This is a genomic window from Capnocytophaga sp. oral taxon 902 (assembly GCF_013394735.1).
Classification (GTDB): Bacteria; Bacteroidota; Bacteroidia; order Flavobacteriales; family Flavobacteriaceae; genus Capnocytophaga; species Capnocytophaga ochracea.
Genome location: NZ_CP058261.1, coordinates 1,768,788 through 1,792,485, shown reverse-complemented (window position 1 = coordinate 1,792,485; position 23,698 = coordinate 1,768,788). Strand labels below are relative to the sequence as shown.

Annotated in this window: 38 protein-coding genes; 6 read left to right on the top strand and 32 right to left on the bottom strand. The window is 39.6% G+C overall.

The features are described 5' to 3' along the window. The first annotated feature begins 32 nt into the window (after positions 1-32). The 6 genes from HW278_RS07670 (at position 33) to HW278_RS07645 (ending at position 5,225) form a co-directional block, all read left to right on the top strand. Positions 33-719 (top strand): hypothetical protein, encoded by a 687-nt coding sequence (locus tag HW278_RS07670; RefSeq protein WP_178977450.1) that lies wholly within the window; start codon positions 33-35, stop codon positions 717-719. Positions 720-729: 10 nt separating this feature from the next. Then, positions 730-1,080 carry an SPOR domain-containing protein gene (locus HW278_RS07665; protein ID WP_178977449.1) on the top strand — a complete coding sequence of 117 codons (351 nt, stop codon included), beginning with the start codon at positions 730-732 and terminating at the stop codon, positions 1,078-1,080. 19 nt (positions 1,081-1,099) lie between these two features. After that, positions 1,100-2,554 (top strand): sensor histidine kinase, encoded by a 1,455-nt coding sequence (locus tag HW278_RS07660; protein WP_128091571.1) that lies wholly within the window; start codon positions 1,100-1,102, stop codon positions 2,552-2,554. Between the two features lie 20 nt (positions 2,555-2,574). Continuing rightward, the gene (locus HW278_RS07655) at positions 2,575-3,021 is read left to right on the top strand and encodes a copper resistance protein NlpE N-terminal domain-containing protein (RefSeq protein WP_009417407.1); all 447 of its coding nucleotides are present in this window, start codon (positions 2,575-2,577) and stop codon (positions 3,019-3,021) included. A 155-nt stretch (positions 3,022-3,176) separates the two neighbouring features. Further along, entirely contained in the window at positions 3,177-3,785 is a 609-nt protein-coding gene (locus HW278_RS07650; protein ID WP_015782363.1) for a bifunctional nuclease family protein, read from the top strand. A gap of 12 nt (positions 3,786-3,797) precedes the next feature. Further along, complete coding sequence (locus tag HW278_RS07645) at positions 3,798-5,225, top strand: NupC/NupG family nucleoside CNT transporter (RefSeq protein ID WP_002675080.1); 1,428 nt, start codon at positions 3,798-3,800, stop codon at positions 5,223-5,225. A gap of 873 nt (positions 5,226-6,098) precedes the next feature. Here the strand turns inward: HW278_RS07645 and rplQ are convergent. The 32 genes from rplQ to rpsL all read right to left on the bottom strand — a co-directional run bounded on the left by rplQ (position 6,099) and on the right by rpsL (position 23,461). Next, entirely contained in the window at positions 6,099-6,584 is a 486-nt protein-coding gene (rplQ, locus tag HW278_RS07640; protein ID WP_178977448.1) for a 50S ribosomal protein L17, read from the bottom strand. Between the two features lie 31 nt (positions 6,585-6,615). Further along, the gene (locus HW278_RS07635; RefSeq protein ID WP_009411648.1) at positions 6,616-7,608 is read right to left on the bottom strand and encodes a DNA-directed RNA polymerase subunit alpha; all 993 of its coding nucleotides are present in this window, start codon (positions 7,606-7,608) and stop codon (positions 6,616-6,618) included. A gap of 22 nt (positions 7,609-7,630) precedes the next feature. Next, a complete protein-coding gene (gene rpsD / locus HW278_RS07630; RefSeq protein WP_009411647.1) occupies positions 7,631-8,236 on the bottom strand; it encodes a 30S ribosomal protein S4 in 606 nt (201 codons plus the stop codon). 84 nt (positions 8,237-8,320) lie between these two features. Beyond that, positions 8,321-8,722, bottom strand: coding sequence for a 30S ribosomal protein S11 (gene rpsK, locus HW278_RS07625; RefSeq protein ID WP_002675071.1), 402 nt, complete (start codon positions 8,720-8,722; stop codon positions 8,321-8,323). Positions 8,723-8,735: 13 nt separating this feature from the next. Then, the gene (gene rpsM, locus HW278_RS07620) at positions 8,736-9,110 is read right to left on the bottom strand and encodes a 30S ribosomal protein S13 (protein WP_002675068.1); all 375 of its coding nucleotides are present in this window, start codon (positions 9,108-9,110) and stop codon (positions 8,736-8,738) included. 2 nt (positions 9,111-9,112) lie between these two features. After that, positions 9,113-9,229: a type B 50S ribosomal protein L36 gene (ykgO, locus tag HW278_RS07615; RefSeq protein ID WP_002676536.1), complete on the bottom strand. Its 117-nt coding sequence runs from the start codon at positions 9,227-9,229 to the stop codon at positions 9,113-9,115. A gap of 275 nt (positions 9,230-9,504) precedes the next feature. Then, entirely contained in the window at positions 9,505-9,720 is a 216-nt protein-coding gene (infA, locus tag HW278_RS07610; protein ID WP_002675066.1) for a translation initiation factor IF-1, read from the bottom strand. A gap of 7 nt (positions 9,721-9,727) precedes the next feature. Next, positions 9,728-11,071 (bottom strand): preprotein translocase subunit SecY, encoded by a 1,344-nt coding sequence (secY, locus tag HW278_RS07605; RefSeq protein ID WP_002675064.1) that lies wholly within the window; start codon positions 11,069-11,071, stop codon positions 9,728-9,730. Positions 11,072-11,081: 10 nt separating this feature from the next. Continuing rightward, complete coding sequence (rplO, locus tag HW278_RS07600) at positions 11,082-11,534, bottom strand: 50S ribosomal protein L15 (RefSeq protein WP_178977447.1); 453 nt, start codon at positions 11,532-11,534, stop codon at positions 11,082-11,084. 17 nt (positions 11,535-11,551) lie between these two features. Next, on the bottom strand, positions 11,552-11,734 hold the full coding sequence (gene rpmD / locus HW278_RS07595) for a 50S ribosomal protein L30 (protein WP_002675060.1): 183 nt from the start codon (positions 11,732-11,734) through the stop codon (positions 11,552-11,554). A gap of 12 nt (positions 11,735-11,746) precedes the next feature. Continuing rightward, the gene (rpsE, locus tag HW278_RS07590; RefSeq protein ID WP_002675058.1) at positions 11,747-12,271 is read right to left on the bottom strand and encodes a 30S ribosomal protein S5; all 525 of its coding nucleotides are present in this window, start codon (positions 12,269-12,271) and stop codon (positions 11,747-11,749) included. 5 nt (positions 12,272-12,276) lie between these two features. After that, positions 12,277-12,633, bottom strand: coding sequence for a 50S ribosomal protein L18 (rplR, locus tag HW278_RS07585; RefSeq protein ID WP_002679484.1), 357 nt, complete (start codon positions 12,631-12,633; stop codon positions 12,277-12,279). An 11-nt stretch (positions 12,634-12,644) separates the two neighbouring features. Beyond that, the gene (gene rplF, locus HW278_RS07580) at positions 12,645-13,187 is read right to left on the bottom strand and encodes a 50S ribosomal protein L6 (protein ID WP_106095964.1); all 543 of its coding nucleotides are present in this window, start codon (positions 13,185-13,187) and stop codon (positions 12,645-12,647) included. Between the two features lie 21 nt (positions 13,188-13,208). Further along, entirely contained in the window at positions 13,209-13,607 is a 399-nt protein-coding gene (rpsH, locus tag HW278_RS07575; RefSeq protein WP_002675052.1) for a 30S ribosomal protein S8, read from the bottom strand. 20 nt (positions 13,608-13,627) lie between these two features. Then, positions 13,628-13,897, bottom strand: a complete 270-nt coding sequence (gene rpsN, locus HW278_RS07570) for a 30S ribosomal protein S14 (RefSeq protein WP_002675050.1) — start codon at positions 13,895-13,897, stop codon at positions 13,628-13,630. Between the two features lie 4 nt (positions 13,898-13,901). Then, entirely contained in the window at positions 13,902-14,453 is a 552-nt protein-coding gene (gene rplE, locus HW278_RS07565; protein WP_002675047.1) for a 50S ribosomal protein L5, read from the bottom strand. A gap of 1 nt (position 14,454) precedes the next feature. Further along, a complete protein-coding gene (gene rplX, locus HW278_RS07560) occupies positions 14,455-14,769 on the bottom strand; it encodes a 50S ribosomal protein L24 (RefSeq protein ID WP_002675045.1) in 315 nt (104 codons plus the stop codon). Positions 14,770-14,785: 16 nt separating this feature from the next. Beyond that, positions 14,786-15,154 (bottom strand): 50S ribosomal protein L14, encoded by a 369-nt coding sequence (rplN, locus tag HW278_RS07555; RefSeq protein WP_002675043.1) that lies wholly within the window; start codon positions 15,152-15,154, stop codon positions 14,786-14,788. A 2-nt stretch (positions 15,155-15,156) separates the two neighbouring features. Further along, a complete protein-coding gene (gene rpsQ / locus HW278_RS07550; RefSeq protein ID WP_002675041.1) occupies positions 15,157-15,414 on the bottom strand; it encodes a 30S ribosomal protein S17 in 258 nt (85 codons plus the stop codon). 14 nt (positions 15,415-15,428) lie between these two features. After that, positions 15,429-15,620: a 50S ribosomal protein L29 gene (gene rpmC / locus HW278_RS07545; RefSeq protein ID WP_002675028.1), complete on the bottom strand. Its 192-nt coding sequence runs from the start codon at positions 15,618-15,620 to the stop codon at positions 15,429-15,431. Positions 15,621-15,630: 10 nt separating this feature from the next. Beyond that, positions 15,631-16,050, bottom strand: a complete 420-nt coding sequence (gene rplP / locus HW278_RS07540) for a 50S ribosomal protein L16 (protein WP_002675025.1) — start codon at positions 16,048-16,050, stop codon at positions 15,631-15,633. Positions 16,051-16,070: 20 nt separating this feature from the next. Beyond that, a complete protein-coding gene (gene rpsC / locus HW278_RS07535) occupies positions 16,071-16,811 on the bottom strand; it encodes a 30S ribosomal protein S3 (RefSeq protein ID WP_002679516.1) in 741 nt (246 codons plus the stop codon). Between the two features lie 8 nt (positions 16,812-16,819). Further along, the gene (rplV, locus tag HW278_RS07530; RefSeq protein ID WP_002675020.1) at positions 16,820-17,230 is read right to left on the bottom strand and encodes a 50S ribosomal protein L22; all 411 of its coding nucleotides are present in this window, start codon (positions 17,228-17,230) and stop codon (positions 16,820-16,822) included. Positions 17,231-17,238: 8 nt separating this feature from the next. Beyond that, complete coding sequence (gene rpsS / locus HW278_RS07525) at positions 17,239-17,517, bottom strand: 30S ribosomal protein S19 (RefSeq protein WP_002675018.1); 279 nt, start codon at positions 17,515-17,517, stop codon at positions 17,239-17,241. An 11-nt stretch (positions 17,518-17,528) separates the two neighbouring features. Further along, positions 17,529-18,356 (bottom strand): 50S ribosomal protein L2, encoded by an 828-nt coding sequence (gene rplB, locus HW278_RS07520; protein ID WP_002675016.1) that lies wholly within the window; start codon positions 18,354-18,356, stop codon positions 17,529-17,531. Positions 18,357-18,377: 21 nt separating this feature from the next. Further along, complete coding sequence (gene rplW / locus HW278_RS07515; RefSeq protein WP_002675014.1) at positions 18,378-18,665, bottom strand: 50S ribosomal protein L23; 288 nt, start codon at positions 18,663-18,665, stop codon at positions 18,378-18,380. A 7-nt stretch (positions 18,666-18,672) separates the two neighbouring features. Beyond that, positions 18,673-19,302 (bottom strand): 50S ribosomal protein L4, encoded by a 630-nt coding sequence (rplD, locus tag HW278_RS07510; RefSeq protein ID WP_002675013.1) that lies wholly within the window; start codon positions 19,300-19,302, stop codon positions 18,673-18,675. Next, positions 19,302-19,919, bottom strand: coding sequence for a 50S ribosomal protein L3 (rplC, locus tag HW278_RS07505; RefSeq protein ID WP_002675012.1), 618 nt, complete (start codon positions 19,917-19,919; stop codon positions 19,302-19,304). Before rplC ends, rplD begins: the two co-directional genes overlap by 1 nt. 171 nt (positions 19,920-20,090) lie before the next feature. After that, positions 20,091-20,402, bottom strand: coding sequence for a 30S ribosomal protein S10 (rpsJ, locus tag HW278_RS07500; protein WP_009417400.1), 312 nt, complete (start codon positions 20,400-20,402; stop codon positions 20,091-20,093). Positions 20,403-20,414: 12 nt separating this feature from the next. Beyond that, positions 20,415-22,535 (bottom strand): elongation factor G, encoded by a 2,121-nt coding sequence (fusA, locus tag HW278_RS07495; RefSeq protein WP_178958229.1) that lies wholly within the window; start codon positions 22,533-22,535, stop codon positions 20,415-20,417. Between the two features lie 9 nt (positions 22,536-22,544). Further along, a complete protein-coding gene (gene rpsG, locus HW278_RS07490; RefSeq protein ID WP_106095968.1) occupies positions 22,545-23,021 on the bottom strand; it encodes a 30S ribosomal protein S7 in 477 nt (158 codons plus the stop codon). A gap of 32 nt (positions 23,022-23,053) precedes the next feature. Then, positions 23,054-23,461: a 30S ribosomal protein S12 gene (rpsL, locus tag HW278_RS07485; RefSeq protein ID WP_002675007.1), complete on the bottom strand. Its 408-nt coding sequence runs from the start codon at positions 23,459-23,461 to the stop codon at positions 23,054-23,056. Positions 23,462-23,698: the final 237 nt, after the last annotated feature.

The window sequence follows — 23,698 nt, the reverse complement described above, 5'->3', positions numbered from 1 at the left end:
AGAATGTAAGTAAGAGATAAGGGATATGTGATATGGTAATAGCAATTCTTACAGTCTTTATAATGCTGAACGTAGTGCTGAAACTCAGTTTTTGGAAACTGTGGCAACAGGCGTTATTTGCAGCTGTTTGTTTCTTGTTTGTTTGGTTAGCTACTGATTTTGCCTCAGAGCAGTCACAAGTTACCCTCCAAACAATGCTCAGCAACCCCAAAGTGCTTGGCAATATTACCGTACTGCTCACCGTAGAAACTGCTGTGTGTATGGCGTATTGTTTTACTTCACTACGTACGCTTTTCAAAGGTAAAGAAAGTCGCTGGCATAAAGTTTTGCAGTGGTATCCTAACCTGCTTATCTTTCCTGCATTGTTCTATGTACTCACTCAATCTATCTTTTATTATACAGGGGTATCGTTTGAGCATATTGCTTTTTGGATAGGTGCGAGCGTGGTAGTTTTCATTATATTAGGTGCTTGGGGTCTTCAAAAGCTGTTGCCCGAGAAAGGCCTGCGCTTAGAGCTACACTTTTTGGTGAGTTTGCTTATCACTCTCTTAGGACTTATAGGTACTGCTAACGGACAAATACTCTACGTTCCCCAAAGTGAACCTATCAATTTAAAAGTATTGGAAGGTATATTTACTTTCTTTATAGCTTTGTTTGGCATAGGCTTTGGATTTAGTAAATTGTATTGGTTCTTACGCCAAAGAAAACAAAAGAATTAAATTTATATTGATGATGAAAAACATATTTATAGCTGGAATACTATTGCTCACAAGCACTTCCTATGCACAAATAACTATTAGTCAGGAAAAGAATATAGCCGATGCTATGGAACTCAAAAAGGAAATAGCTCGTACCGAGAGTGCTTTCCAAGTACAAATCTATAATGGCAATATCACCGAAGCTAATAAAGTAATGCTCGATGCCAAAAGCAAATACAAACAATACCCTGTATTGCTCACTTTCGAGTCGCCTAACTACAAAGTGCGCCTTGGTAGTTTCCGTACGCGTTTAGAGGCTGAGAAGAAACTTGTAGAGATTAAAAAATCTTATCCCGCAGCCTTTGTAATAGGCTTAAAATAACTTGTAATAAGGGGACACTATGTTTAAAAAAAACACCCTTCGCTTTCAGATATTCCTCAGTATGACCCTACTCGTGCTAGTAGCTTTTGCTATTTTGGCTTTCGTAATGATTGGGCAGTATAAAAAACAGGCATTAGAATATCACGATGAGCGACTTATCGACAAGGAAAACCAAATCAAGATGCAGATACAATATGTATTCTCGCAAACCACTTTCCCTGTCGAAACCCCTTATATACCCCTTATCTTTCGGGAGGATATCTACAGCATTGCCAATATCCAAAACCTAAACTTTGCCCTCTATGACCTCGACGGCGTTCTGCTAAAAAGCTCCAAAGCCTCTCTCTCGCCGGACCAAGATGCTTTTTTTATTCCTCCTGATGTATTGCATCAGCTTTCCGCTACACTCAATAAACGTCTTGTTGAGCACCACGAATTTGCAGGGCGTGGTTACCAAACCTCTTACAGTTATATTACCGATTTGCAGTTCAAGCCTATCGCTATTCTCAACATTCCTTATTTCGAGAACGACACCTTCAACGAGCGCGCTTTAAAAGGGTCGCTGTACAACTTAGCGATGGTGTATTTCTCGCTCTTGGTAGTTGCCCTTACGGTAGCTTACTTCATCTCTAAATATATTACCAAATCGCTTAAAACCATCGAAGGTCGTTTAGAGAAAACTCGTTTGCTCTCCCAAAACGAAAAGATACTTCTCAAATCTGCCCCTACCGAGATTACCGAATTGGTAAATGCCTATAATGGAATGATTGATGAGATTGAGAACAGCAAAGCCCTTTTGGCGCAATCCGAACGCGAACAAGCGTGGCGCGATATGGCAAAGCAGGTAGCACACGAAATCAAAAATCCTCTTACTCCTATGCGTCTCTCCGTGCAAAGTTATCAACGCAAAGCCCTTCGAGAGCCTCAAACCGCTGAACAAACTAATGAATTCTGCGAATCTCTTATCCAACAGATAGACATATTGAGTAATATTTCTACTGCATTCTCGGCACTTACCAATATGCCTGCTAAAAATGATGAGGAATTCGATTTTGTGTCTGTTATCAAACGCACTTTAGATATCTTTAATTCTGATGAAATTCACTTCACCCATTCTCACGATGAGATTATAAGTGTATTCGATAAAGACCAGCTCGGTCGTGTAGTTACCAATTTGGTGAAAAATGCGCTACAAGCTACCGAAAACGAACCTTTCCCTTCTATTGAAGTGAGCCTCAATAAAAGCGATACCGATATTACTCTAAAAGTAAAAGACAATGGTACGGGTATCCCCGACGCCGATAAAGAAAAGATATTCGAACCAAAATTCACTACCAAAACCAGTGGTAGTGGCTTGGGATTAGCAATGGTGAAAAACATCGTACTTTCCTACGGGGGTAGCATTCATTTTACTTCCGAAGTAGGAAAGGGAAGTGAATTTACTGTAGTATTGGTACACTTTTTGAATAAGTAAATAAATAAACATTATATTTTATGAAAAATCACATCTTAACATTGGGAGTTGCTGTGCTTATGCTCGCCTCCTGCCAAAACAATCCTTCACAAACTGCTAACACTGTAGTAAGTGAAACCACTACTATGATGGAGAATGCTGCTGAAAAAGTAGAAGAAATGGTAACTCCTCAATTGTTAGCTACTTATGTAGGTACTCTTCCTGCTGCCGATTGCGGCGGAATGGCTACCGTTATCCATCTCTATGCCGATGACACCTATGTAAAACAAGAAAACTGTGCAAGCAAAAACTTCGAATCTAAAGAAGAAGGTAAAGTAGAACACACTGATAAAGGTTTTACACTCGTTTCTAAAGCTGATAATCACAAATCTTTCTATATTACCAAAGGCGATAATATCGTACAAGTAGGTGAAGATGGTAAAGAACCTAAAATGGTAAAAGAATATACTCTTACCAAACAAATGTAACAAGTAAAATCTTATGTAATGCGAAGGCTGTTCAATCTTGTATTGAACAGCCTTTTCTTTTACAAAGAAGAAAAAATATGTTAAAAATCTTTTGTAGTTAAAATAATTGTTATAACTTTACCCCCTAATTTGTATTTTATGTTAGTAACCTTCCAATGGATTTAGTGCGTCTTTTCATAAAAAGGATATCATACAATCAATCGCAGAACGATGCCTTTGTGCTTATAATGCACGAGGTCGAGACCGATTTAAAGCTACCCATCGTCATTGGTACCTTTGAAGCACAATCTATTGCCTTGGAATTAGAGAAGAGTCTTGTACCTCCTCGACCTCTTACACACGACCTCTTCAAGATATTCGCCGATACTTTCAGTATACAAATAAAAAGAGTCGTGATTTACAAATTAGAAGAAGGCATTTTCTACTCCAATATCCTCTGTATACAAAATGGTCAAGAATACACCATCGAAGCTCGTACCAGCGATGCCATCGCCATTGCCTTGCGTTGCAACGCACCCATCTACACCTATCGAGATATCATTCAAAGAGCCGGCATTTATATCCCTTTGCTCAACGATGAGCCCTCCAATACCATAAGCCCTTCGTTAGACAATGTTGATGAGGAAGACAGCAGCCGAAACAGATATACTAAATACGCCTTACCCGAACTAAAAACAATGCTAAATGACTGTATCGAAAATGAAGATTACGAAATGGCAGCGCTTATCAGAGATGAAATCTCTAAACGCGATAGTACTTTTTAAAACTATATACCAATGAAAAAAAACATAACCATCGGAAGTCTTAGCTTCCTTTTACCACTCATAAGTGTCGCCCAAGACGCTACACAATCTCCTACTACACAAACCGCCACTACACAAGTAATGAAGGCTGTCGCTAGCGAAGGTTTCTCTCTCGAAAGTTTTACTCGTGGCGTGGTAGGTATGATTACCCTCCTGTTTATCGCCTATCTTTTCAGTAGCAATAGGCGCGCTATTAATTGGAAGACTATTGGCATAGGCTTAGCCCTACAACTCTCCATTGCAATAGGTATTCTAAAAGTAGGCTTTATACAAGACGCCTTCGATTTTGCCGGTAGTATCTTTGTGCTTATATTAGATTTTACAAGAGCAGGCAGTCAGTTTCTCCTCGGTAACTTAGTCGATACCAATAGCATAGGCTATATCTTCGCTTTCCAAGTGCTCCCCACCATCATCTTCTTTTCTGCACTCACCTCCCTATTGTTCTATTTAGGTGTTATTCAGGTAATAGTGCGTGGTATGGCGTGGGCATTGTCTAAACTGCTGAATATCTCAGGTGCCGAAAGTCTTTCGGTTACGGGTAACATCTTCTTAGGACAAACCGAAGCCCCTCTGATGATTAAAGCCTATTTAGCCAAAATGACTCGCTCCGAAATCCTCCTTGTGATGATAGGCGGAATGGCTACCGTAGCAGGAGGCGTTATGGCTGCTTATATCCAATACCTCGGTGGCGACGACCCCCAAATGCGCTTGCTCTTCGCCCGACACCTCTTAGCAGCTTCCGTAATGGCAGCCCCCGGTGCTATTGTAGTTTCCAAGATGCTATGTCCTCAAACCGAGCAATTCTCTAACGATTCACACGTCTCTATGGAGAATGTAGGTTCCAATGTGCTCGACGCTATCGCCAATGGTACTACCGAAGGACTTAAACTCGCTGCCAATGTAGCGGCTATGCTTTTAGTATTTGTGGCTTTTATCGCAATGATTAATTATTTCTTTAATTGGGTAGGTTATCAAACACATCTCAACAATATCATAGCCAGCAATACTCCTTATAACGGACTCTCTTTAGAAATGATTTTAGGTACCGTTTTCTCACCCGTTATGTGGCTCGCTGGTATTGCCAAAGAAGACGTTATGCTGATGGGACAATTGCTCGGTATTAAGCTCTCCTCCTCAGAATTTGTGGCTTACACTCAGTTAGCCACCCTAAAGGATATGACGAGTGCTCCTCACCTAATGTATAACAAATCTATCATTATGGCAACCTATATGCTTTGCGGTTTTGCCAATTTCGCCTCCATAGGCATTCAAATAGGAGGCATAGGAGCCTTAGCCCCCAACCAACGTAAAACCCTCTCTCAATTCGGCTTAAAAGCCGTTCTTGGGGGTACTTTAGCCTCTCTGTTATCCGCAACTATCGCCGGAATGATTATCGGGTAACCACACTTTTCTAAATAACACAAGCTTAAAATCGCTTTTTATACCATAACACTTTGCCAAAGGTTCTGAACACCTACCGTTCTACAACTTTGGCAAAGTTTTTTATTGTCTATTTTGCTACAATCCCCCGTGTAGCTCGTCCCCGCCCGTCTGTCTCACACCTAACCTGCTAATTCTCTAATTTCCAAATTTTCTAATTTACTAATTCTCTTTCCCGTCACACTCCCCCTAGTGCCTATGGCCTAAGACCTAGTGCCTCTTCCTCTTTCTTTCGCCTCGAAACCCTGTTTTTACCGTTTTTTGTGTCGCTGTATTATACTATGAATCAACTTTTTATACACCCTTTCTATACCAATCGTCCAAGATTCGTATAAGCTTCCTATAAGCTCTCTATAAGCTAACCCCACCCTTCTTACAGCTCATTTTTTATCTTTTACCTGAATTACTTCTTCCGAACTTCTTCGTTTCCTTCCGAACCCTCCTAACAATCCTAACACATCGCTTTTGCGCTACGCACTTTGCCAAAGTTTGAAATTTTGGCAAAGTTGATGTTCCAAAAAGTTACCTCCCCATTCCCCCATTTTCTCATTCTCTAATTTCCAAATTTTCTCATTTTCTAATTTTTTCCCCTGCCTGTGTGGCTCGCATCTTTGGCAAAGTTAATTATCAGTATTTTTAGTATTATTGACTTTTTCAGGTAGCTTGTTGCCCATTTGTTTGATTTTTTAAAAGATTTGTACGATTTCTGTAGCGTAAACTACACTTTTACATAAAAGGCTAAAAATAGCCTTTAAAAAGAATTTTACACAATAAAAAAGGGCTTGCCGACGGCAAGCCCTTTTTTATAATTTACGAACCTAATAAACTGCAATATTATTCAGTAGCTTCAGCAGTAGCCTCTGGTTTAACTTCGGCTGTAGCTGGAGTTTCTTCAGCAGTTGCTTTCTTTTTACCACGACGGGTAGTTTTCTTCTTAGCGGTTTTAGCTACGTTGTAAGTAGTGTTGTAATCTACAAACTCAATCATAGCCATTTCAGCGTTATCGCCCAAACGGTTCCCTAATTTAATGATACGAGTGTATCCCCCTGGGCGGTTGCCTACCTTTACAGCCACTTCTTTGAAAAGCTCGGTAACAGCATATTTATTGCGCAATTTACTAAAAGCGATACGACGGTTGTGAGTGGTATCTTCTTTAGATTTGGTTACCAAAGGCTCTACAAATAATTTTAAAGCCTTTGCTTTTGCCAAAGTAGTGTTAATACGTTTATGCTCAATCAGTGAGTTCGCCATATTGGCAAGCATTGAATTTCTGTGAGCAGTTTTTCTTCCTAAATGATTAATTTTATTTCCGTGTCTCATTTTTCCTTAGTTAAAATATCGCAAGAGCGAGTTAATCTTTATCCAATTTATACTTCGAGGTGTCCATACCAAACACTAAACCTTTATTGACTACCAACTCATCAAGTTCAATTAATGATTTCTTTCCGAAGTTTCTAAACTTCATCAAATCGGCTTTATTGAAAGATACCAAATCACCTAATGTTTCTACTTCGGCAGCTTTCAAACAATTGAGTGCACGAACGGATAAGTCCATATCCACCAACTTAGTTTTTAGCAACTGGCGCATATGCAATGATTCTTCATCATAAGTATCAGTTTGTGCTATTTCATCAGCTTCTAAAGTAATTCTCTCGTCAGAGAAGAGCATAAAGTGATGAATGAGTGTTTTTGCAGCTTCTGTAAGTGCTTGTTTAGGGTGTATAGACCCATCGGTTTTAATTTCAAAGACTAACTTCTCGTAGTCTGTTTTTTGTTCAACACGATAATTTTCAATAGAATATTTCACATTTTTAATAGGCGTAAAAATTGCATCAGTAGCAATTACACCTATCGGTGCATTTGGTTTTGCATTTTCCTCAGCCGAAACATAACCGCGTCCTTTTTCAATAGTAATCTCTATTGTAAAAGAAGCTGAAGAATCCATATTGCAAATCACCAAATCAGTATTTAATACTTGAAAACCTGAAAGAGCTTTTTGAAAATCACCGGCAGTCAATTGTCTTTTACCAGAAACAGTAATAGTTGCTGTTTCATTTTCTATATCCTCAATCTGGCGTTTAAAACGTATTTGTTTCAAATTGAGAATAATTTCAGTAACATCTTCTCTTACTCCTGATATAGTAGAAAATTCGTGTCCTACTTTATCAAATTTCACAGAAGTGATTGCAAAACCTTCTAACGAAGAAAGCATAACTCTTCGTAATGCGTTACCTATTGTTAAACCATACCCTGGCTCCAAAGGGCGAAACTCAAATCGTCCTTCGAAATCAGATGATTCAATCATTATAACTTTATCTGGTTTTTGGAAGTTGAATAATGCCATAATTTGACTGCTGTCTTTATTATTATTTAGAGTACAACTCTACGATTAACTGTTCTTTAATATTTTCAGGAATCTGAATACGTTGAGGTACTGCTACGAAAGTACCTTCTAATTTTTCAGGGTTCCAAGTGATCCATTCGTATACGGTGCTGTGAGCAGCCAATGAATTTTCGATCACACTTAAAGATTTTGATTTTTCGCGAACGCCTACTACATCACCTGGTTTAAGAGAGTAAGACGGAATGTTTACAATATTTCCGTTTACAGTGATGTGACGGTGAGATACCAATTGGCGGGCTGCACTACGAGTAGGAGCGATGCCCATACGGTATACTACATTGTCTAAACGAGATTCGCAAAGTTGAAGAAGCACCTCACCGGTAATACTTTTACTTCTTTTTGCTTTTTCATATAGATTATGGAATTGTTTCTCTAAAATACCATAAGTATATTTAGCTTTTTGTTTTTCTTGTAGCTGGATAGCATATTCAGAGCGTTTTGCTCTACGGCGTGCCAAACCGTGTTGTCCGGGAGGATAATTTTTTCTTTCAAAAGATTTATCATCTCCGAAGATAGCTTCACCAAATTTACGAGCTATTTTTGTTTTTGGTCCTGTATATCTTGCCATTTTAAATTGTTTAAATGAAAGGTAGTTATGAATTAAGGCATTCCTTCGATAACAACTCACCTTTCTTACTTGTTAGTATTGAAATTAGACTCTACGTTTTTTAGGAGGGCGACATCCGTTGTGAGGTAGTGGAGTAACATCGATAATTTCAGTTACTTCTATACCTGCATTATGAATAGTACGGATAGCAGATTCTCTACCATTACCCGGTCCTTTCACGTATACTTTTACTTTTTTAAGACCTGAGTCAAAAGCTACTTTAGCTGCATCTTCTGCGGCTACTTGGGCAGCGTAAGGAGTGTTCTTTTTAGACCCTCTGAAGCCCATTTTTCCTGCTGATGACCACGCAATTACGTCTCCTTTTTTGTTGGTAAGAGAAATAATAACATTGTTAAAAGTAGCTGAAACGTGTGCTTCGCCTACTGACTCAACCACTACTTTTCTCTTCTTAGAGACTTTTGCATTCTTTGCATTTTGTTTTGCCATACTCTACTACTTATTATTTAGTTGCTTTCTTCTTGTTCGCAACAGTTTTTCTTTTACCTTTTCTTGTACGAGAATTGTTTTTAGTTTTTTGTCCGCGCAAAGGCAATCCGTTACGATGGCGGATACCGCGATAACAACCGATGTCCATCAAACGTTTGATGTTCAATTGGATTTCGGAGCGCAATTCTCCTTCAATTTTATAAGACGCAACCACTTCACGAATACGAGTGATTTCGTCATCATTCCATTCGCTTACTTTTGTGTCTTCGTTTACTTGAGCTCTACTTAAGATTTCTTTAGCTCTACTTTTTCCAATACCAAAAATGTAGGTTAAACCAATAACCCCTCTTTTGTTTTTTGGTAAGTCAATACCTGCAATTCGTGCCATAATTATCCTTGTCGTTGTTTAAATTTAGGATTTTTCTTATTAATTACGTACAATCGTCCTTTTCTGCGCACAATGATGCACTCTGAACTTCTTTTTTTAATTGATGCTCTAACTTTCATTTCGTTTTGTTTATATCAATAGAGTGCGCAAAACTACAATTTTTTTTTGTAATAGCCACATTTTTAGCTCACAAAAATGCAATTATACATTTCACTCACTCATTTTTAAGCATAAAAAACCATATTCAAGATACTGAATACAAATGTTTTATACTAAAAATACTACAAATAAAAAATTCTTTTTTATGATTATAATTTCTCACAGATATTACTAAAATAGGAAAATATCTGTGAGAAATTAACAACCAAAATATTGGAAGAATTCTCTTAATTAACTAATAACGGTAAGTGATACGAGCTTTACTTAGGTCGTAAGGACTCATTTCGAGTTTTACTTTATCACCAGGAAGAAGCTTGATGTAGTGCATACGCATTTTTCCTGAGATATGGGCAATCACTACGTGACCGTTATCCAATTCAACTCTGAACATTGCGTTAGACAAAGCTTCTACAATGGTTCCGTCTTGCTCAATTGCTGCCTGTTTAGCCATATATTAATTAAGATACTTTTCTGTTTTTACCTGTTTTCATCAAACCATCATAATGGCGATTGAGCAGATATGAATTTACTTGTTGCATAGTATCAATTGCAACCCCTACTAAGATGAGTAGTGAGGTACCACCATAGAACAATGCCCATTGGTCTTGCATTCCGATGATTTTAAGCAGAGAAGGGAATATTGCTACCAAGGCTATAAATATAGAGCCTGGGAGAGTGATGAGCGACATAATTTTATCTAAATAGTCGCCTGTTTCTTTACCTGGGCGTATGCCTGGTATGAAACCTCCACTGCGTTTTAGGTCATCGGCCATTTTGTTTGTAGGCACTGTAATTGCAGTATAAAAATACGTAAAGAGTATAATCATAGCTGCAAATAGCAGGTTGTACCAAAATCCGAAGACGTTGGAGAAGGCTGCTTGAACACTTTTTGCAAATTCTGACTGTGATAGTCCGGCTACAGTGGCTGGGATAAACATCAAGGCTTGAGCGAAGATGATAGGCATTACCCCTGCAGCATTAATTTTTAAAGGAATGTATTGGCGAGCTCCGAAGATGTTTCTCTCGTTAGTAGTTCCACCATCGGCTGTTCTGCGTGCATATTGTACTGGGATTTGACGTACTGCTTTGATTAGATAAATACAAAGCAGAATGATTACGAACCAAAGAATTATTTCGATAAGAATCAATAGAGGGCCTCCATTACCAGTAAGGCGAGAGGCTGTTTCAGACAAGAATGCGCGAGGCAAGCGAGCGATGATACCTACCATAATGAGGAGGGAGATACCGTTACCTATTCCTTTATCGGTGATTTTCTCACCTAACCACATTGCAAAAATAGTTCCTGTTACTAAGATAAGCACCGCTGGAACAATAAAATTGAGTCCCTTACCTAAAAGGAAGGCAGAATCAGGGACTCCTAATCTATTGATACCGTATAAATATACAGGTGCTTGTACAATACATATTGCAATAGTAAGCCATCGAGTGATTTGGTTTATCTTTCTTCGTCCGCTTTCACCTTCTTTTTGTAGTTTTTGGAGATAAGGAATAGCGATTCCCATCAACTGTACTACGATAGAAGCTGAGATGTAGGGCATAATCCCGAGCGCGAATACTGAGGCATTAGAGAAAGCACCCCCTGTAAAAGCGTTGAGAATGTCGAGCAATCCGCCACCTGAGGTTTTCGTTGCTAACTCGTGGAGTTGAGCGGAGTCGATACCAGGGAGGACAATGTGAGCTCCAAAGCGATAAACTAACAAAATTCCGAGAGTTAAAATAATTCTATTTTTTAACTCTTCAATTTTCCAAATGTTGGTCAGGTTCTCGATAAACTTCTTCATAAATTGAATATTACAAGGTTACAGCTTCACCACCAGCTGCTTCGATAGCTACTTTAGCACTTGCTGTAAACTTATGAACAGATATTTTTAGCTTAGATTTTAGTTCTCCACCACCTAATATTTTCACCAAGTCGGTTTTTTTAACGAGGTTTAGTTGAACTAAGGTTTCAAGGTCTACTTTATCGGTAATTTTACCATTATCAACGAGTTCTTGTATTCTACCCAAGTTGATACCTACGTATTCTTTACGGTTAAAGTTTTTGAAACCGAATTTTGGTACGCGTCTTTGGAGGGGCATTTGTCCACCTTCGAAGCCAATCTTATTAGAAAAGCCTGAACGAGATTTAGCTCCTTTGTGACCACGGGTAGCGGTTCCACCTTTACCGGAACCTTGACCGCGGCCTACGCGCTTCCCTTCTCTGTGAATTGAACCCTGTGCGGGTTTTAAATTACTCAAGTTCATAACTTTGTATAAAAATATTATTTAACTTCTTCTACAGAAATTAAGTGTTTTACCTTATTGATCATACCAAGGATACTTGGTGTAGCTTCGTGTTCCACGGTTCTACCGATTTTGGTAAGTCCTAAAGCCTCGAGAGTAAGTTTTTGGTCTTTTGGACGTTTGATGCTACTTTTAATTTGTGTTACTCTAAGTTTTGCCATTGCTATAAAAAATTAACCTTTAAACAATTTTTCTAAAGAGATGCCACGTTGAGCAGCAACAGTTTTAGCGCTACGCAACTGCAATAAAGCATCGAAAGTAGCTTTTACCACGTTGTGAGGGTTAGAAGAACCTTGTGATTTAGAAAGTACGTTATGGATACCTACTGATTCCAATACGGCACGTACTGTACCTCCTGCGATTACTCCGGTACCCTCAGTAGCTGGTTGTAAGAATACACGAGCTCCGCCGTATTTTCCTTTTTGTTCGTGGGGCAAGGTAGTACCGTTAAGAGGGATACGCACTAAGTTTTTCTTAGCGTCTTCTACTGCTTTAGCAATAGCTTCAGAAACCTCTTTAGATTTTCCTAAACCGTGACCAACCACGCCGTTTTCGTCGCCTACTACAACGATAGCAGAGAAACCGAAAGCGCGACCACCTTTAGTTACTTTAGTAACACGTTGTACTCCTACCAAACGGTCTTTCAATTCCAAACCACTTGGTTTTACATATTCTACATTTTTATATTTCTGATACATAGTTATTAGAATTTAAGTCCGCCTTCTCTAGCACCGTCGGCTAATGATTTTACACGTCCGTGGTAAAGATATCCCCCGCGATCGAAGGACACTTTTTCGATACCTTGTTTTAGAGCTTTTTCAGCAATAGCTTTACCGACCAATGCTGCTTTTTCAGTTTTAGTACCTTTGGCGGCACTAATTTCTTTATCACGTGAAGATGCAGCCAACAGAGTAGTCCCTTTAGTATCATCTATGATTTGGACATAGATTTCGTTATTACTTCTGAAAACAGCCAAACGAGGTTGCTCAGCAGTACCTTTTACTACTTTTCTGATTCTGCTTTTAATACGTTGTCTTCTTTCTATTCTTGATAATGCCATTGTTCTAACTATTAAGCTGATTTACCTGCTTTTCTTCTCAACTCTTCGCCTACAAATTTCACACCTTTACCTTTGTAAGGTTCAGGTTTGCGGAAGCTACGGATTTTAGCCGCTACTTGACCGAGTAATTGTTTATCGTGAGAAGTTAATTTAATGATAGGGTTTTTACCTTTCTCGTTAATTGTCTCGAGTTTAATTTCTTTTGGCAATTCGAGAATGATGTTATGAGAGAAACCGAGGGCTAAATCTAACTTTTGTCCTTGGTTAGCTGCACGGTATCCAACCCCTACTAACTCTAATTCTTTAGTGAATCCTTCAGAAACACCTACAACCATATTATGGACTAAGGCACGGTATAAACCGTGTTTAGCGTTTTGGTCTTTGGTAGCATCTGTAGTTTCAAACACTAAATGTCCATCTTCTTGCTTTACAGCAATGTCTTTAACCTCTTGGGTTAATTCGCCTAACTTCCCCTTTACGGTTACAGCGTTATCTTTGATAGTAACAGTAACGCCTGCGGGAATATTGATGGGTGCTTTACCTATTCTTGACATTCTTTATTGTCTTTTTATTGATTAGTAAACGTAACAAATTACCTCTCCACCGATATTGAGTTCTCTAGCTTTTTTACCTGTCATCACGCCTTGTGATGTAGAGATGATAGCAATACCCAATCCGTTTAATACGCGAGGTAGGTTATCAGCGCCAGCGTACTTTCTCAGACCTGGGCGGCTGGCTCTTTCAATATGCCTAATAACGGGTTCTTTAGTCACTTTGTCGTATTTCAAAGCTATTTTGATAGTACCTTGAACGGTAGAGTCATCAAATTTATAGCTAAGAATGAATCCTTGGTCGAAAAGGATTTTAGTAATTTCCTTTTTGAGTTTAGATGCAGGGATTTCTACGACTCTATGACCTGCGCTATTAGCATTTCTAATTCTTGTTAAATAATCTGCGATAGGATCTGTATACATAAATTTGTCCTTTTAAATTATTACCAACTTGCTTTTTTTACACCAGGAATTAATCCTTTGTTTGCCATTTCGCGGAATAACACACGTGAAATTCCAAAAGTGCGCATATACCCTTTAGGGCGTCCTGTAAGTTTGCAGCGGTTGTGCAGACGGACAGGAGAAGCATTTTTAGGGATTAGCTGAAGTGCTTCATAATCACCAGCTTCTTTTAGAGCTTTGCGTTTAGCAGCGTATTTAGCTACTAACTTTTGACGTTTCACCTCGCGGGCTTTCATTGATTCTTTAGCCATATACTTAGTTCTTTTTAAAAGGTAATCCTAATTCGCTTAATAATGATTTAGCTTCTTTATCAGTGTGAGCTGAAGTAACGAAGGTAATATCCATACCTGCAATCTTATTGATTTTATCGATGTCGATTTCAGGGAAGATGATTTGTTCGGTAACGCCTAAGTTGTAGTTACCTCTACCATCGAAGCCATTTGCTTTCACGCCTTGGAAGTCTCTTACACGAGGAAGAGCTGTAGTGATAAGGCGGTCTAAGAACTCATACATTCTTTCGCCACGAAGGGTAACTTTGGCACCGATAGCCATACCTTTACGGAGTTTGAAAGAAGCTACGTCCTTTTTAGAATAAGTGGCAACAGCTTTCTGACCAGTAATTTTGGTAAGTTCGTCTACAGCATAGTCGATTTGTTTTTTATCGGCTACGGCTGAACCAACACCGCGGCTCACAACTATTTTTTCAAGTTTAGGAACCTGCATTACGTTTTTATAGCCAAATTCTTCTTTTAGAGCCGCAATGACGCGCTCTTTGTATTCTTGTTTTAATCTAGGTACGTAAGCCATATTATATTACTACATTAGATTTTTTAGAAATTCGCACTTTTTTACCGTCACGTACTTCGAATCCTACACGAGTAGTTTTTTTCGTTTTAGGGTCGATGAGGGCGAGGTTAGAAATGTGAATAGATGCTTCTTTTTCTACGATTCCACCTTGAGGTTTTTGAGCGTTAGGTTTGGTGTGCTTTTTCACCAGGTTAACTCCCTCAATAATCGCTCTGTTCTTCTCGCGATCTACACGTAATACTTTGCCTTCTTTACCTTTTTCGTCTCCAGCAATTACTTTTACGGTATCTCCAGTTTTAATTTTTAGTTTCATCATTTACTTTAGTTAAAAATTAAAGCACTTCTGGTGCTAATGAAACGATCTTCATAAATTGTTTATCACGAAGTTCTCTCGCTACAGGCCCGAACACACGGGTACCTCTCATTTCACCAGCTGCGTTCAAGAGAACGCAAGCGTTTTCATCAAATCGGATATAAGAACCATCGGCACGGCGTACTTCTTTTTTAGTTCTTACAACCACCGCGGTAGAAACTTGTCCTTTTTTAACGTTTCCGTTAGGGGTAGCTTCTTTGACGGTAACTACAATCTTATCGCCAACAGAGGCATATCGGCGCTTAGTACCACCGAGTACACGGATTGTTAGCACTTCTTTAGCGCCAGTATTATCGGCTACTTTTAGTCTTGATTCTTGTTGTACCATAATTACTTAGCTCTTTCAATGATTTCTACTAATCTCCAACATTTGGTTTTGCTCAATGGACGTGTTTCCATTATACGCACAGTATCACCAATGTTGCAATCGTTTTTTTCGTCGTGCGCAACATATTTTTTAGTGCGCAACACGAACTTACCATACATAGGGTGTTTTACACGTTTCACTTCTGAAACTACGATAGATTTATCCATTTTGTTGCTTGTAACAACCCCTATTCTTTCTTTTCTTAAATTTCTTTTTTCCATAAGGCAGGTTCGAATTATTGTAATTCTCGTTTAGTTAGCTCACAAGCCAATCTCGCGATAGTTCTTCTTACATTACGTAATTGAATTGGTTTTTCCAATGACGAAATTGCGTGTGCCATTTTCAAATCTGCATACGATTTCTTAAACTCACCAAGCTTTTCTTGTAGCTCAGTTATTGTCAATTTGTTAATTTCAGACTGTTTCATTGTTCTTTAATTAATTTTGATAATCTCTTGCTACAACGAATTTTGTTTTCACAGGTAGCTTTTGAGCTGCGAGGCGTAGCGCTTCTTTGGCTACGTCGAGCGGCACACCGCCTACCTCAAACATTATTCTTCCTGGTTTTACTACGGCTGCCCAGTATTCTACGGCACCTTTACCTTTACCCATACGTACTTCCAAAGGCTTTTTGGTAATAGGTTTATCTGGGAAGATTTTGATCCAAAGTTGACCTTCACGTTTCATATAACGGGTAGCAGCTACACGAGCTGACTCGATTTGGCGAGAAGTGATGAATGCTGAATCTAACGATTTAATTCCGAAAGTACCATTAGAAAGGAGCGCCCCACGGTGAGATACACCTTTCATTCTGCCTTTTTGTTGTTTACGATATTTCGTTCTTTTTGGCTGTAACATCTTTCTTGTTCTTTAAAAAATTACTTTTTGCGACGCGCTCTTTTGGGTGCACCCGCAGGCTTGTCAGTTGATTTACCAGAGAAGTTTCCACCGGTGGCTTTTTTAGTCATACCTACGAGTGGGGAGAGTTCTCTTTTACCATAGATTTCGCCTTTCATAATCCACACTTTGATTCCCATACGACCGTATGTAGTGTGAGCTTCGTCAATAGCGTAATCGATATCAGCTCTAAAGGTTGAAAGAGGGATACGACCTTCTTTAAAGCTTTCGGAACGTGCCATTTCGGCTCCATTCAAACGACCTGAAATCATTACCTTGATACCTTCGGCGTTCATACGCATAGCGGAAGCGATAGCCATTTTGATAGCGCGTTTGTAAGAAACACGACCTTCGATTTGGCGAGCGATGCTTGCAGCAACAAGAGCTGCGTCGAGCTCAGGGCGTTTGATTTCAAAAATGTTGATTTGGATGTCTTTACCGGTGATTTTCTTAAGTTCTTCTTTCAACTTGTCTACCTCCTGGCCACCTTTACCGATGATGATACCAGGGCGAGCGGTGGTGATAGTAACGGTTACAAGTTTAAAAGTACGTTCGATAATCACGTGAGCAACACTAGCTTTAGATAAACGAGCGAGAACATATTTTCTGATTTTGTCGTCTTCAGCGAGTTTATCTCCGTAATCATTGCCTCCATACCAGTTAGACTCCCATCCTCTGATAATTCCTAGGCGATTTCCGATTGGATTTGTCTTTTGTCCCATAGTTTATCTTAGCTTTCTGTGTTAAAATTTTTAGCTCCAAGCACCAAAGTTATGTGGTTAGAGCGTTTTCTAATTCTGTGTGCTCTTCCTTGTGGAGCTGGGCGTAAGCGTTTAAGGATAGCGCCACCATCCACGCGGATTTCTTTGATGAATACTCCTGCTTCTTCCAAGTTAGCGTCCTCGTTTTTAGCTTGCCAGTTAGCGATAGCTGAAAGCAACAATTTTTCTAAACGAGCGGCTGCTTCTTTTTGGTTGAATTTCAAAATAGCCAAAGCTTTGTCTACTTGCTGTCCACGTACTAAATCCGCTACTAAGCGCATTTTTCGAGGAGAAGTAGGGCAGTTATTTAACTTCGCGAAAGCCAAGCTTTTTTTAGCTTCTTTAATTTCGTCTGCTCTTAATTTTTTTCTAACTCCCATAGCCTTAATTATTTTTTACCTTTATTTTTTGCACCTGCGTGTCCACGGAAGGAACGAGTAGGTGAAAATTCTCCTAATTTATGTCCCACCATATTTTCAGTGATGTATACAGGGACAAACTGACGACCGTTGTGAACTGCAATAGTTTGGCCAACGAAGTCTGGAGTAATCATAGAAGCGCGTGACCAAGTTTTGATAACGTTTTTCTTACCAGACTGTATATTTTGTTGGATTTTCTTTTCCAAGCTATAGTGAACGTAAGGTCCTTTTTTTAATGAACGTGCCATTTGTTAGTCTCTTATTTTTTTCTGCGTTCTACAATATACTTATTACTTGCTTTGGTTTTAGAACGAGTTCTATAACCTTTTGCTGGGATACCTTTACGTGAGCGTGGGTGACCACCGGTAGCACGACCTTCACCACCACCCATTGGGTGATCGACAGGGTTCATAACTACTGCACGGGTACGAGGACGGCGTCCTAACCAGCGTGAGCGACCTGCTTTACCTGAAAGTACCAATTGGTGATCGGAGTTTGATACGGCTCCTATGGTTGCGAGGCAAGTGAGGAGGATCATACGGGTTTCACCTGAAGGTAGCTTTACAGTAGCATACTTACCATCTTTTGCCATTAGTTGGGCAAAAGTTCCTGCAGAACGAGCGATGTTAGCTCCTTGTCCAGGGCGCAATTCAATACAAGAAATTACAGTACCGAGAGGGATTTGAGAGAGCGGCATTGCGTTACCGATTTCAGGGGCGATGTTTTCTTGACCTGAAACGATTACTTGATCTACTTTCAAACCAGCGGGAGCGATGATGTAACGCTTTTCACCGTCGGTGTATTGAACGAGAGCAATAAACGCTGTTCTGTTTGGGTCGTACTCGATAGAAACTACTTTGGCGTCTACGCCGAATTTGTTTCGTTTGAAGTCGATGATACGGTACTTTTTCTTATGACCACCACCAATGTAACGCATGGTCATTTTTCCTTGATTGTTTCTACCACCGGTCTTTTTCAACGGAACGAGCAAGCTCTTTTCCGGCTTATCAGTAGTAATGGTGTCGAATTCGTTTACTACTCTAAAACGCTGACCGGGGGTAATCGGTTTTAATTTTCTAACTGACATTTTTGTCTATTTGTTAAATACTTATATATTACTATAAAAATCTATAGTTCCATCTTCTACTTGCACAACTGCTTTTTTAACAGCGTTAGTTTTAGCGATTTGCAAGCCTGTTTTTGTATAACGAGTAGATCGTTTAGGTCCGTAGTTAAGAGTACGTACGGATTTCACTTTAACGCCATAAGTAGCTTCAACTTCATTTTTGATTTGAATCTTGTTAGCGTCCTTAGCTACTACGAACGTATAGCAGTTTCTCAACTCGCTATTGTCGTTTGCTTTTTCTGTATTTACAGGTTTAATTAATACGCTCATTTCCTTCTTATTTTGTTAAAATTGACTCTAAAACTGCTACTGAACTCTCAGTAAGTACTACGTTTGAAGCATTCACTAATTGATAAGTGTTTAACTCTGAAGCGGTTACTACACTTGAAGTAGGTACGTTACGAGAGGACAAATATACATTATTATTTGTATTTGGTAACACAAAAAGTGATTTTTTATTTTCTAAGCCCAAAGATTTTACAACTGCGGTGAAATCTTTAGTTTTTGGAGCGTCGAAATTTAAATCTTCAACTACAACGAGGGCTTGGTTTTGTAGTTTAGCGCTGAGGGCAGAACGGCGAGCCAAGCGTTTTACGTTTTTAGTAAGTTTTTGTGTATAGTCTTTAGGACGAGGACCGAATATGCGACCACCACCCACAAATACAGGAGATTTTACGCTACCTGCACGAGCTGTACCAGTACCTTTTTGTTTTTTAATTTTGCGAGTACTTCCAGCCACTTCGTTTCTTTCTTTAGCCTTGTGAGTACCTTGACGTTTGTTAGCTAAATAGCGTTTAACATCTAAGTATACTACGTGATTGTTAGGCTCGATACCGAACACAGCATCAGAAAGGGTTACCTTTCTACCTGTTTCTTTTCCTTTTATGTTTAATACTGCTACTTCCATTATTTGTGAATAGTTACGTAAGCATTTTTGTGACCTGGGATACAACCTTTTACAACTAAAAGATTTTTCTCAGCAACCACTTTCAATACTTTCAAGTTTTGTACTGTTACCTTTTCAGCTCCCATACGCCCAGCCATACGCATACCTTTGAATACGCGAGAGGGATAAGACGAAGCGCCTACTGAACCTGGTGCTCTGAGGCGGTTATGCTGACCGTGAGTAGTTTGACCTACTCCGCCAAAACCGTGGCGACGCACTACCCCTTGGAAACCTTTACCTTTAGAAACGCCTGTGATATCCACAAACTCTCCTTCGGTGAAGAAATCGACGGTGATAGTATCACCTAATTTGTAATTGTCTTCAAAACCTTGGAATTCAACAACTTTTTTCTTTACAGAAGTACCTGCTTTTTTGAAGTGACCAAGCTCTGCTTTGGTAGCACGTTTTTCTGCTTTGTCATCGAAACCAAGTTGAAGAGCATCATAGCCATCAACCTCTTTGGTTCTGACTTGGGTAACTACGCAAGGACCTGCTTCAATGATGGTACAAGGTATATTTTTACCGTTCTCATCAAAAATGCTGGTCATTCCTACTTTTTTTCCGATTAACCCAGACATAAAATTAAATATTAAATTAGTTATTAGTTCTTTTTAATTGACAATTAACAATTGATAATTGACAATTATTATAATGGTTCAGGGTCAAAAAATGCCCGAGGCTTTTTAACCCTGAATCATTTTTATCCGTTTTTCCCTAACCCGCAGTTTCGGGACATTTTAGTAAAGTTATCAAACTTTGATTTCTACTTCTACACCACTTGGCAATTCCAATTTCATCAAAGCATCAATAGTTTTTGATGACGAGCTATAGATATCTAAAAGACGTTTATGAGAGCTCAATTGGAACTGTTCACGTGCTTTTTTATTTACGTGAGGTGAGCGCAACACAGTAAAGATTTTTTTGTGTGTAGGTAATGGAATAGGTCCTGTAACTACTGCACCTGTTGCTTTTACTGTTTTTACGATTTTCTCAGCAGATTTGTCTACCAAGTTGTGGTCGTAAGATTTTAACTTTATTCTTATTTTTTGTTGATTACTCATTTTTTCAATAAATTAGTTGCCTCTGGCGTTTTTAATTACTTCGTCTGCAATGTTTGAAGGAGTTTCGGCATAGTGAGAGAACTCCATTGTAGAAGTAGCACGACCTGATGAAAGAGTGCGAAGCGCTGTTACATAACCGAACATTTCTGATAGTGGAACAAATGCTTTGATTACTTTAGCACCGTTACGATCGTCCATATTATTTACTTGGCCACGACGGCGGTTCAAGTCTCCTACGATATCACCCATATTTTCTTCTGGAGTAATAACTTCCAACTTCATAATTGGCTCCATCAATACAGCTTTTGCAGCGCGAGCAGCTTCTTTGTACCCCAATTTGGCTGCCAACTCGAATGACAATGAATCTGAATCGACAGGGTGGAATGAACCATCGATAAGAACGATTTTCATCGCGTCCATTTCGAATCCTGCCAAAGGTCCGTTCTTCATTGCTTCTTTGAAACCTTTTTCAACTGATGGAATATACTCTTTAGGAATGTTACCACCTTTGATTTCGTTTACGAACTCAAGACCTACTTTGCCTTCTTCAGCTGGTTCCATACGGAATACGATGTCGGCAAATTTACCACGTCCACCTGTTTGTTTTTTGTAGACTTCGCGGTGATCAGCTTTAGCAGTGATAGCCTCTTTATACTCTACTTGAGGTTGTCCTTGGTTTACTTCTACTTTGAACTCGCGTTTGAGGCGGTCTACGATGATATCCAAGTGTAACTCACCCATTCCTGAGATGACAGTTTGTCCAGAAGCTTGGTCTGTCTTCACTTGGAAGGTAGGGTCTTCTTCAGCTAATTTAGCCAATGCCATACCGAGTTTATCAATATCGGCTTTAGTTTTAGGTTCTACTGCAATACCAATTACTGGATCAGGGAATACCATACTTTCGAGTACGATAGGATATTTCTCATCGCAAAGGGTATCACCTGTTTTGATATCTTTAAATCCTACTGCTGCCCCTATATCACCTGCTTCGATGTATTCGATAGGGTTTTGCTTGTTAGCGTGCATTTGGTAGATACGAGAAATACGCTCTTTGTTACCTGAACGGGTGTTCAATACGTAAGAACCTGCATCGAGGTGACCAGAATAAGCGCGGAAGAATGCTAAACGACCTACGTAAGGGTCAGTAGCAATCTTGAATGCCAAGGCTGCAAAAGGAGCGTCAACGGATGGCTTGCGGAGTGCAGGCTCACCTGTTTCAGGATTAGTACCCTCAATAGCTTCTTTATCAAGCGGTGATGGCAAATAACGACATACCGCATCAAGCATAAATTGTACTCCTTTATTTTTGAATGATGAACCGCATACCATAGGAATGATAGCCATATCCATTACTGCTGCGCGCAATGCCTTATGGATTTCGTCTTCAGTAATTGAGCTTTCATCTTCCATAAATTTCTCAAGTAATCCTTCGTCATAGCCCGCTACTTCTTCAATTAATTGAGCGCGGTATTTGGCTACATCCTCTTTCATATCGGCAGGAATTTCTACTACGTCGAAAGTAGAACCTGAATTTTCTTCGTGCCATACGATGGCGCGGTTTTTAATCAAATCTACAACACCTTTGAAATCTGCTTCGTCACCGATAGGCAATACGATAGGAACCGCGTTAGATTTGAGCATATCTCTCACCTGGTTGCAAACGTTGAGGAAATTAGCTCCTTGACGGTCCATTTTGTTTACAAACCCAATACGAGGTACTTTGTAGTTATCAGCCAAACGCCAGTTGGTTTCCGATTGAGGTTCTACCCCATCAACGGCAGAGAAAAGGAATACTAAGCCGTCAAGTACACGTAAGGAACGGTTTACCTCAACGGTAAAATCGACGTGGCCTGGGGTATCGATAATGTTGAAGTGATACTCTTTGGCATCGGCGGTAGGTTTACCATTTTCGGTAGGAAAGTTCCATTTACAGGTAGTAGCCGCTGAAGTAATAGTAATACCGCGTTCAGCCTCTTGTTCCATCCAGTCCATAGTAGAAGCACCATCGTGTACTTCACCAATTTTGTGCGTTTTACCGGTATAGAAAAGGATACGCTCGGTAGTAGTGGTTTTACCGGCATCGATATGCGCGGCAATACCTATGTTTCTTGTATATTTTAAATCTCTACTCATCGTGTTTTATTAGAATCTAAAGTGTGAGAATGCCTTGTTAGCTTCAGCCATACGGTGCGTATCCATTTTTTTCTTCACAGCAGCACCTTCTTCTTTAGAGGCAGCGATAATTTCGGCAGCCAATTTCTGAGCCATTGATTTCTCATTGCGTTTACGAGCGAAACCGATGAGCCATTTCATCGCCATAGACACTTTGCGGTCTGGGCGGATTTGCATAGGAATTTGGAAGGTAGCACCACCCACGCGGCGTGAACGCACCTCAACGTGAGGCATCACATTGCTAAGAGCGTCTTTCCAAACTTCTAATGCCGACTTTTCGTCGTTATTCTTCTTTTGTTCTACGATGTCAATTGCGTCGTAGAATACTTTAAAAGCCACTGACTTTTTACCGTCCCACATAAGGTTATTCACGAAACGCGTAACCAATTGGTCGTTAAACTTAGGGTCTGGTAAAAGGGGGCGTTTTTTAGCCTGTCTTTTTCTCATTTCTTTTCAGTTAAAAGATTTTGTGTGTTAAATTACTTTTTCTTTTTGTCGGCGGGAGCTGCTTGTCCTGGTTTAGGGCGTTTCGCACCGTATTTAGAACGGCGTTGCGTTCTACCTGCTACACCAGCCGTATCGAGAGCACCACGAACAATGTGGTATCTAACACCTGGTAAATCTTTTACCCTTCCGCCTCGTACCAATACTATCGAGTGCTCTTGGAGGTTGTGACCTTCACCAGGTATGTAAGCGTTCACCTCATTGCCATTAGTCAAGCGAACACGAGCTACTTTACGCATAGCAGAGTTCGGCTTTTTAGGCGTTGTGGTGTACACACGTGTACATACACCTCGGCGTTGTGGGCACGAATCCAAAGCAACCGATTTACTCTTCTTGGTAATTCTGGTTCTTCCTTTTCGTACTAATTGTGAAATTGTTGGCATAATTTACAATACTATATATTTGTTTATTTGTTTACTTGTTGTCAGTCCATAGACATTAGTCCATAAGCATTAGAGGTTTGGACTTAATATCCAAAGCGGGTGCAAAAGTACAACTATTTTTTAAAACTGCAAAAGTATCTGATAAATAAGAGGTGAGAAATAAGAGATAAGAGATAAGAGATAAGAGATGAGAAACAAGAGGTGTAGACACTATATTATTGTTGATTACCAATATTT

What these genes read in the sequence shown, in the direction of transcription:
- fusA (WP_178958229.1), bottom strand. Translation starts at nt 22,535, where the DNA reads ATGAGTAGAGATTTAAAATATACAAGAAACATAGGTATTGCCGCGCAT.
- rpsE (WP_002675058.1), bottom strand. Translation starts at nt 12,271, where the DNA reads ATGTATCAGAAATATAAAAATGTAGAATATGTAAAACCAAGTGGTTTG.
- HW278_RS07655 (WP_009417407.1), top strand. Translation starts at nt 2,575, where the DNA reads ATGAAAAATCACATCTTAACATTGGGAGTTGCTGTGCTTATGCTCGCC.
- rpsC (WP_002679516.1), bottom strand. Translation starts at nt 16,811, where the DNA reads ATGGGACAAAAGACAAATCCAATCGGAAATCGCCTAGGAATTATCAGA.
- rplE (WP_002675047.1), bottom strand. Translation starts at nt 14,453, where the DNA reads ATGGCTTACGTACCTAGATTAAAACAAGAATACAAAGAGCGCGTCATT.
- HW278_RS07650 (WP_015782363.1), top strand. Translation starts at nt 3,177, where the DNA reads ATGGATTTAGTGCGTCTTTTCATAAAAAGGATATCATACAATCAATCG.
- rplQ (WP_178977448.1), bottom strand. Translation starts at nt 6,584, where the DNA reads ATGAGACACGGAAATAAAATTAATCATTTAGGAAGAAAAACTGCTCAC.
- rpsM (WP_002675068.1), bottom strand. Translation starts at nt 9,110, where the DNA reads ATGGCACGAATTGCAGGTATTGACTTACCAAAAAACAAAAGAGGGGTT.
- rplP (WP_002675025.1), bottom strand. Translation starts at nt 16,050, where the DNA reads ATGTTACAGCCAAAAAGAACGAAATATCGTAAACAACAAAAAGGCAGA.
- rplX (WP_002675045.1), bottom strand. Translation starts at nt 14,769, where the DNA reads ATGATGAAACTAAAAATTAAAACTGGAGATACCGTAAAAGTAATTGCT.
- HW278_RS07670 (WP_178977450.1), top strand. Translation starts at nt 33, where the DNA reads ATGGTAATAGCAATTCTTACAGTCTTTATAATGCTGAACGTAGTGCTG.
- HW278_RS07645 (WP_002675080.1), top strand. Translation starts at nt 3,798, where the DNA reads ATGAAAAAAAACATAACCATCGGAAGTCTTAGCTTCCTTTTACCACTC.
- rpsS (WP_002675018.1), bottom strand. Translation starts at nt 17,517, where the DNA reads ATGGCACGTTCATTAAAAAAAGGACCTTACGTTCACTATAGCTTGGAA.
- ykgO (WP_002676536.1), bottom strand. Translation starts at nt 9,229, where the DNA reads ATGAAAGTTAGAGCATCAATTAAAAAAAGAAGTTCAGAGTGCATCATT.
- rplF (WP_106095964.1), bottom strand. Translation starts at nt 13,187, where the DNA reads ATGTCAAGAATAGGTAAAGCACCCATCAATATTCCCGCAGGCGTTACT.
- rpsQ (WP_002675041.1), bottom strand. Translation starts at nt 15,414, where the DNA reads ATGGAAAAAAGAAATTTAAGAAAAGAAAGAATAGGGGTTGTTACAAGC.
- rplN (WP_002675043.1), bottom strand. Translation starts at nt 15,154, where the DNA reads ATGGTACAACAAGAATCAAGACTAAAAGTAGCCGATAATACTGGCGCT.
- rplB (WP_002675016.1), bottom strand. Translation starts at nt 18,356, where the DNA reads ATGTCAGTTAGAAAATTAAAACCGATTACCCCCGGTCAGCGTTTTAGA.
- rplD (WP_002675013.1), bottom strand. Translation starts at nt 19,302, where the DNA reads ATGGAAGTAGCAGTATTAAACATAAAAGGAAAAGAAACAGGTAGAAAG.
- rpmD (WP_002675060.1), bottom strand. Translation starts at nt 11,734, where the DNA reads ATGGCAAAACTTAGAGTAACACAAATTAAAAGTAGCATCAAACGTCCA.
- rpsK (WP_002675071.1), bottom strand. Translation starts at nt 8,722, where the DNA reads ATGGCAAAACAAAATGCAAAGAATGCAAAAGTCTCTAAGAAGAGAAAA.
- rpmC (WP_002675028.1), bottom strand. Translation starts at nt 15,620, where the DNA reads ATGAAACAGTCTGAAATTAACAAATTGACAATAACTGAGCTACAAGAA.
- HW278_RS07665 (WP_178977449.1), top strand. Translation starts at nt 730, where the DNA reads ATGATGAAAAACATATTTATAGCTGGAATACTATTGCTCACAAGCACT.
- rpsL (WP_002675007.1), bottom strand. Translation starts at nt 23,461, where the DNA reads ATGCCAACAATTTCACAATTAGTACGAAAAGGAAGAACCAGAATTACC.
- HW278_RS07635 (WP_009411648.1), bottom strand. Translation starts at nt 7,608, where the DNA reads ATGGCATTATTCAACTTCCAAAAACCAGATAAAGTTATAATGATTGAA.
- rplV (WP_002675020.1), bottom strand. Translation starts at nt 17,230, where the DNA reads ATGGGAGTTAGAAAAAAATTAAGAGCAGACGAAATTAAAGAAGCTAAA.
- rplC (WP_002675012.1), bottom strand. Translation starts at nt 19,919, where the DNA reads ATGTCTGGGTTAATCGGAAAAAAAGTAGGAATGACCAGCATTTTTGAT.
- rpsN (WP_002675050.1), bottom strand. Translation starts at nt 13,897, where the DNA reads ATGGCTAAAGAATCAATGAAAGCCCGCGAGGTGAAACGTCAAAAGTTA.
- rpsD (WP_009411647.1), bottom strand. Translation starts at nt 8,236, where the DNA reads ATGGCAAGATATACAGGACCAAAAACAAAAATAGCTCGTAAATTTGGT.
- rpsG (WP_106095968.1), bottom strand. Translation starts at nt 23,021, where the DNA reads ATGAGAAAAAGACAGGCTAAAAAACGCCCCCTTTTACCAGACCCTAAG.
- infA (WP_002675066.1), bottom strand. Translation starts at nt 9,720, where the DNA reads ATGGCTAAACAGGCAGCAATTGAGCAAGACGGAACCATTGTAGAAGCT.
- rplW (WP_002675014.1), bottom strand. Translation starts at nt 18,665, where the DNA reads ATGAGCGTATTAATTAAACCTGTAAATACAGAAAAAGCAAACGACAAT.
- rpsJ (WP_009417400.1), bottom strand. Translation starts at nt 20,402, where the DNA reads ATGAGTAATCAACAAAAAATAAGAATAAAGTTAAAATCTTACGACCAC.
- rplO (WP_178977447.1), bottom strand. Translation starts at nt 11,534, where the DNA reads ATGAACTTGAGTAATTTAAAACCCGCACAGGGTTCAATTCACAGAGAA.
- secY (WP_002675064.1), bottom strand. Translation starts at nt 11,071, where the DNA reads ATGAAGAAGTTTATCGAGAACCTGACCAACATTTGGAAAATTGAAGAG.
- rplR (WP_002679484.1), bottom strand. Translation starts at nt 12,633, where the DNA reads ATGGCATTATCAAGAATAGAAAGAAGACAACGTATTAAAAGCAGAATC.
- rpsH (WP_002675052.1), bottom strand. Translation starts at nt 13,607, where the DNA reads ATGTATACAGATCCTATCGCAGATTATTTAACAAGAATTAGAAATGCT.
- HW278_RS07660 (WP_128091571.1), top strand. Translation starts at nt 1,100, where the DNA reads ATGTTTAAAAAAAACACCCTTCGCTTTCAGATATTCCTCAGTATGACC.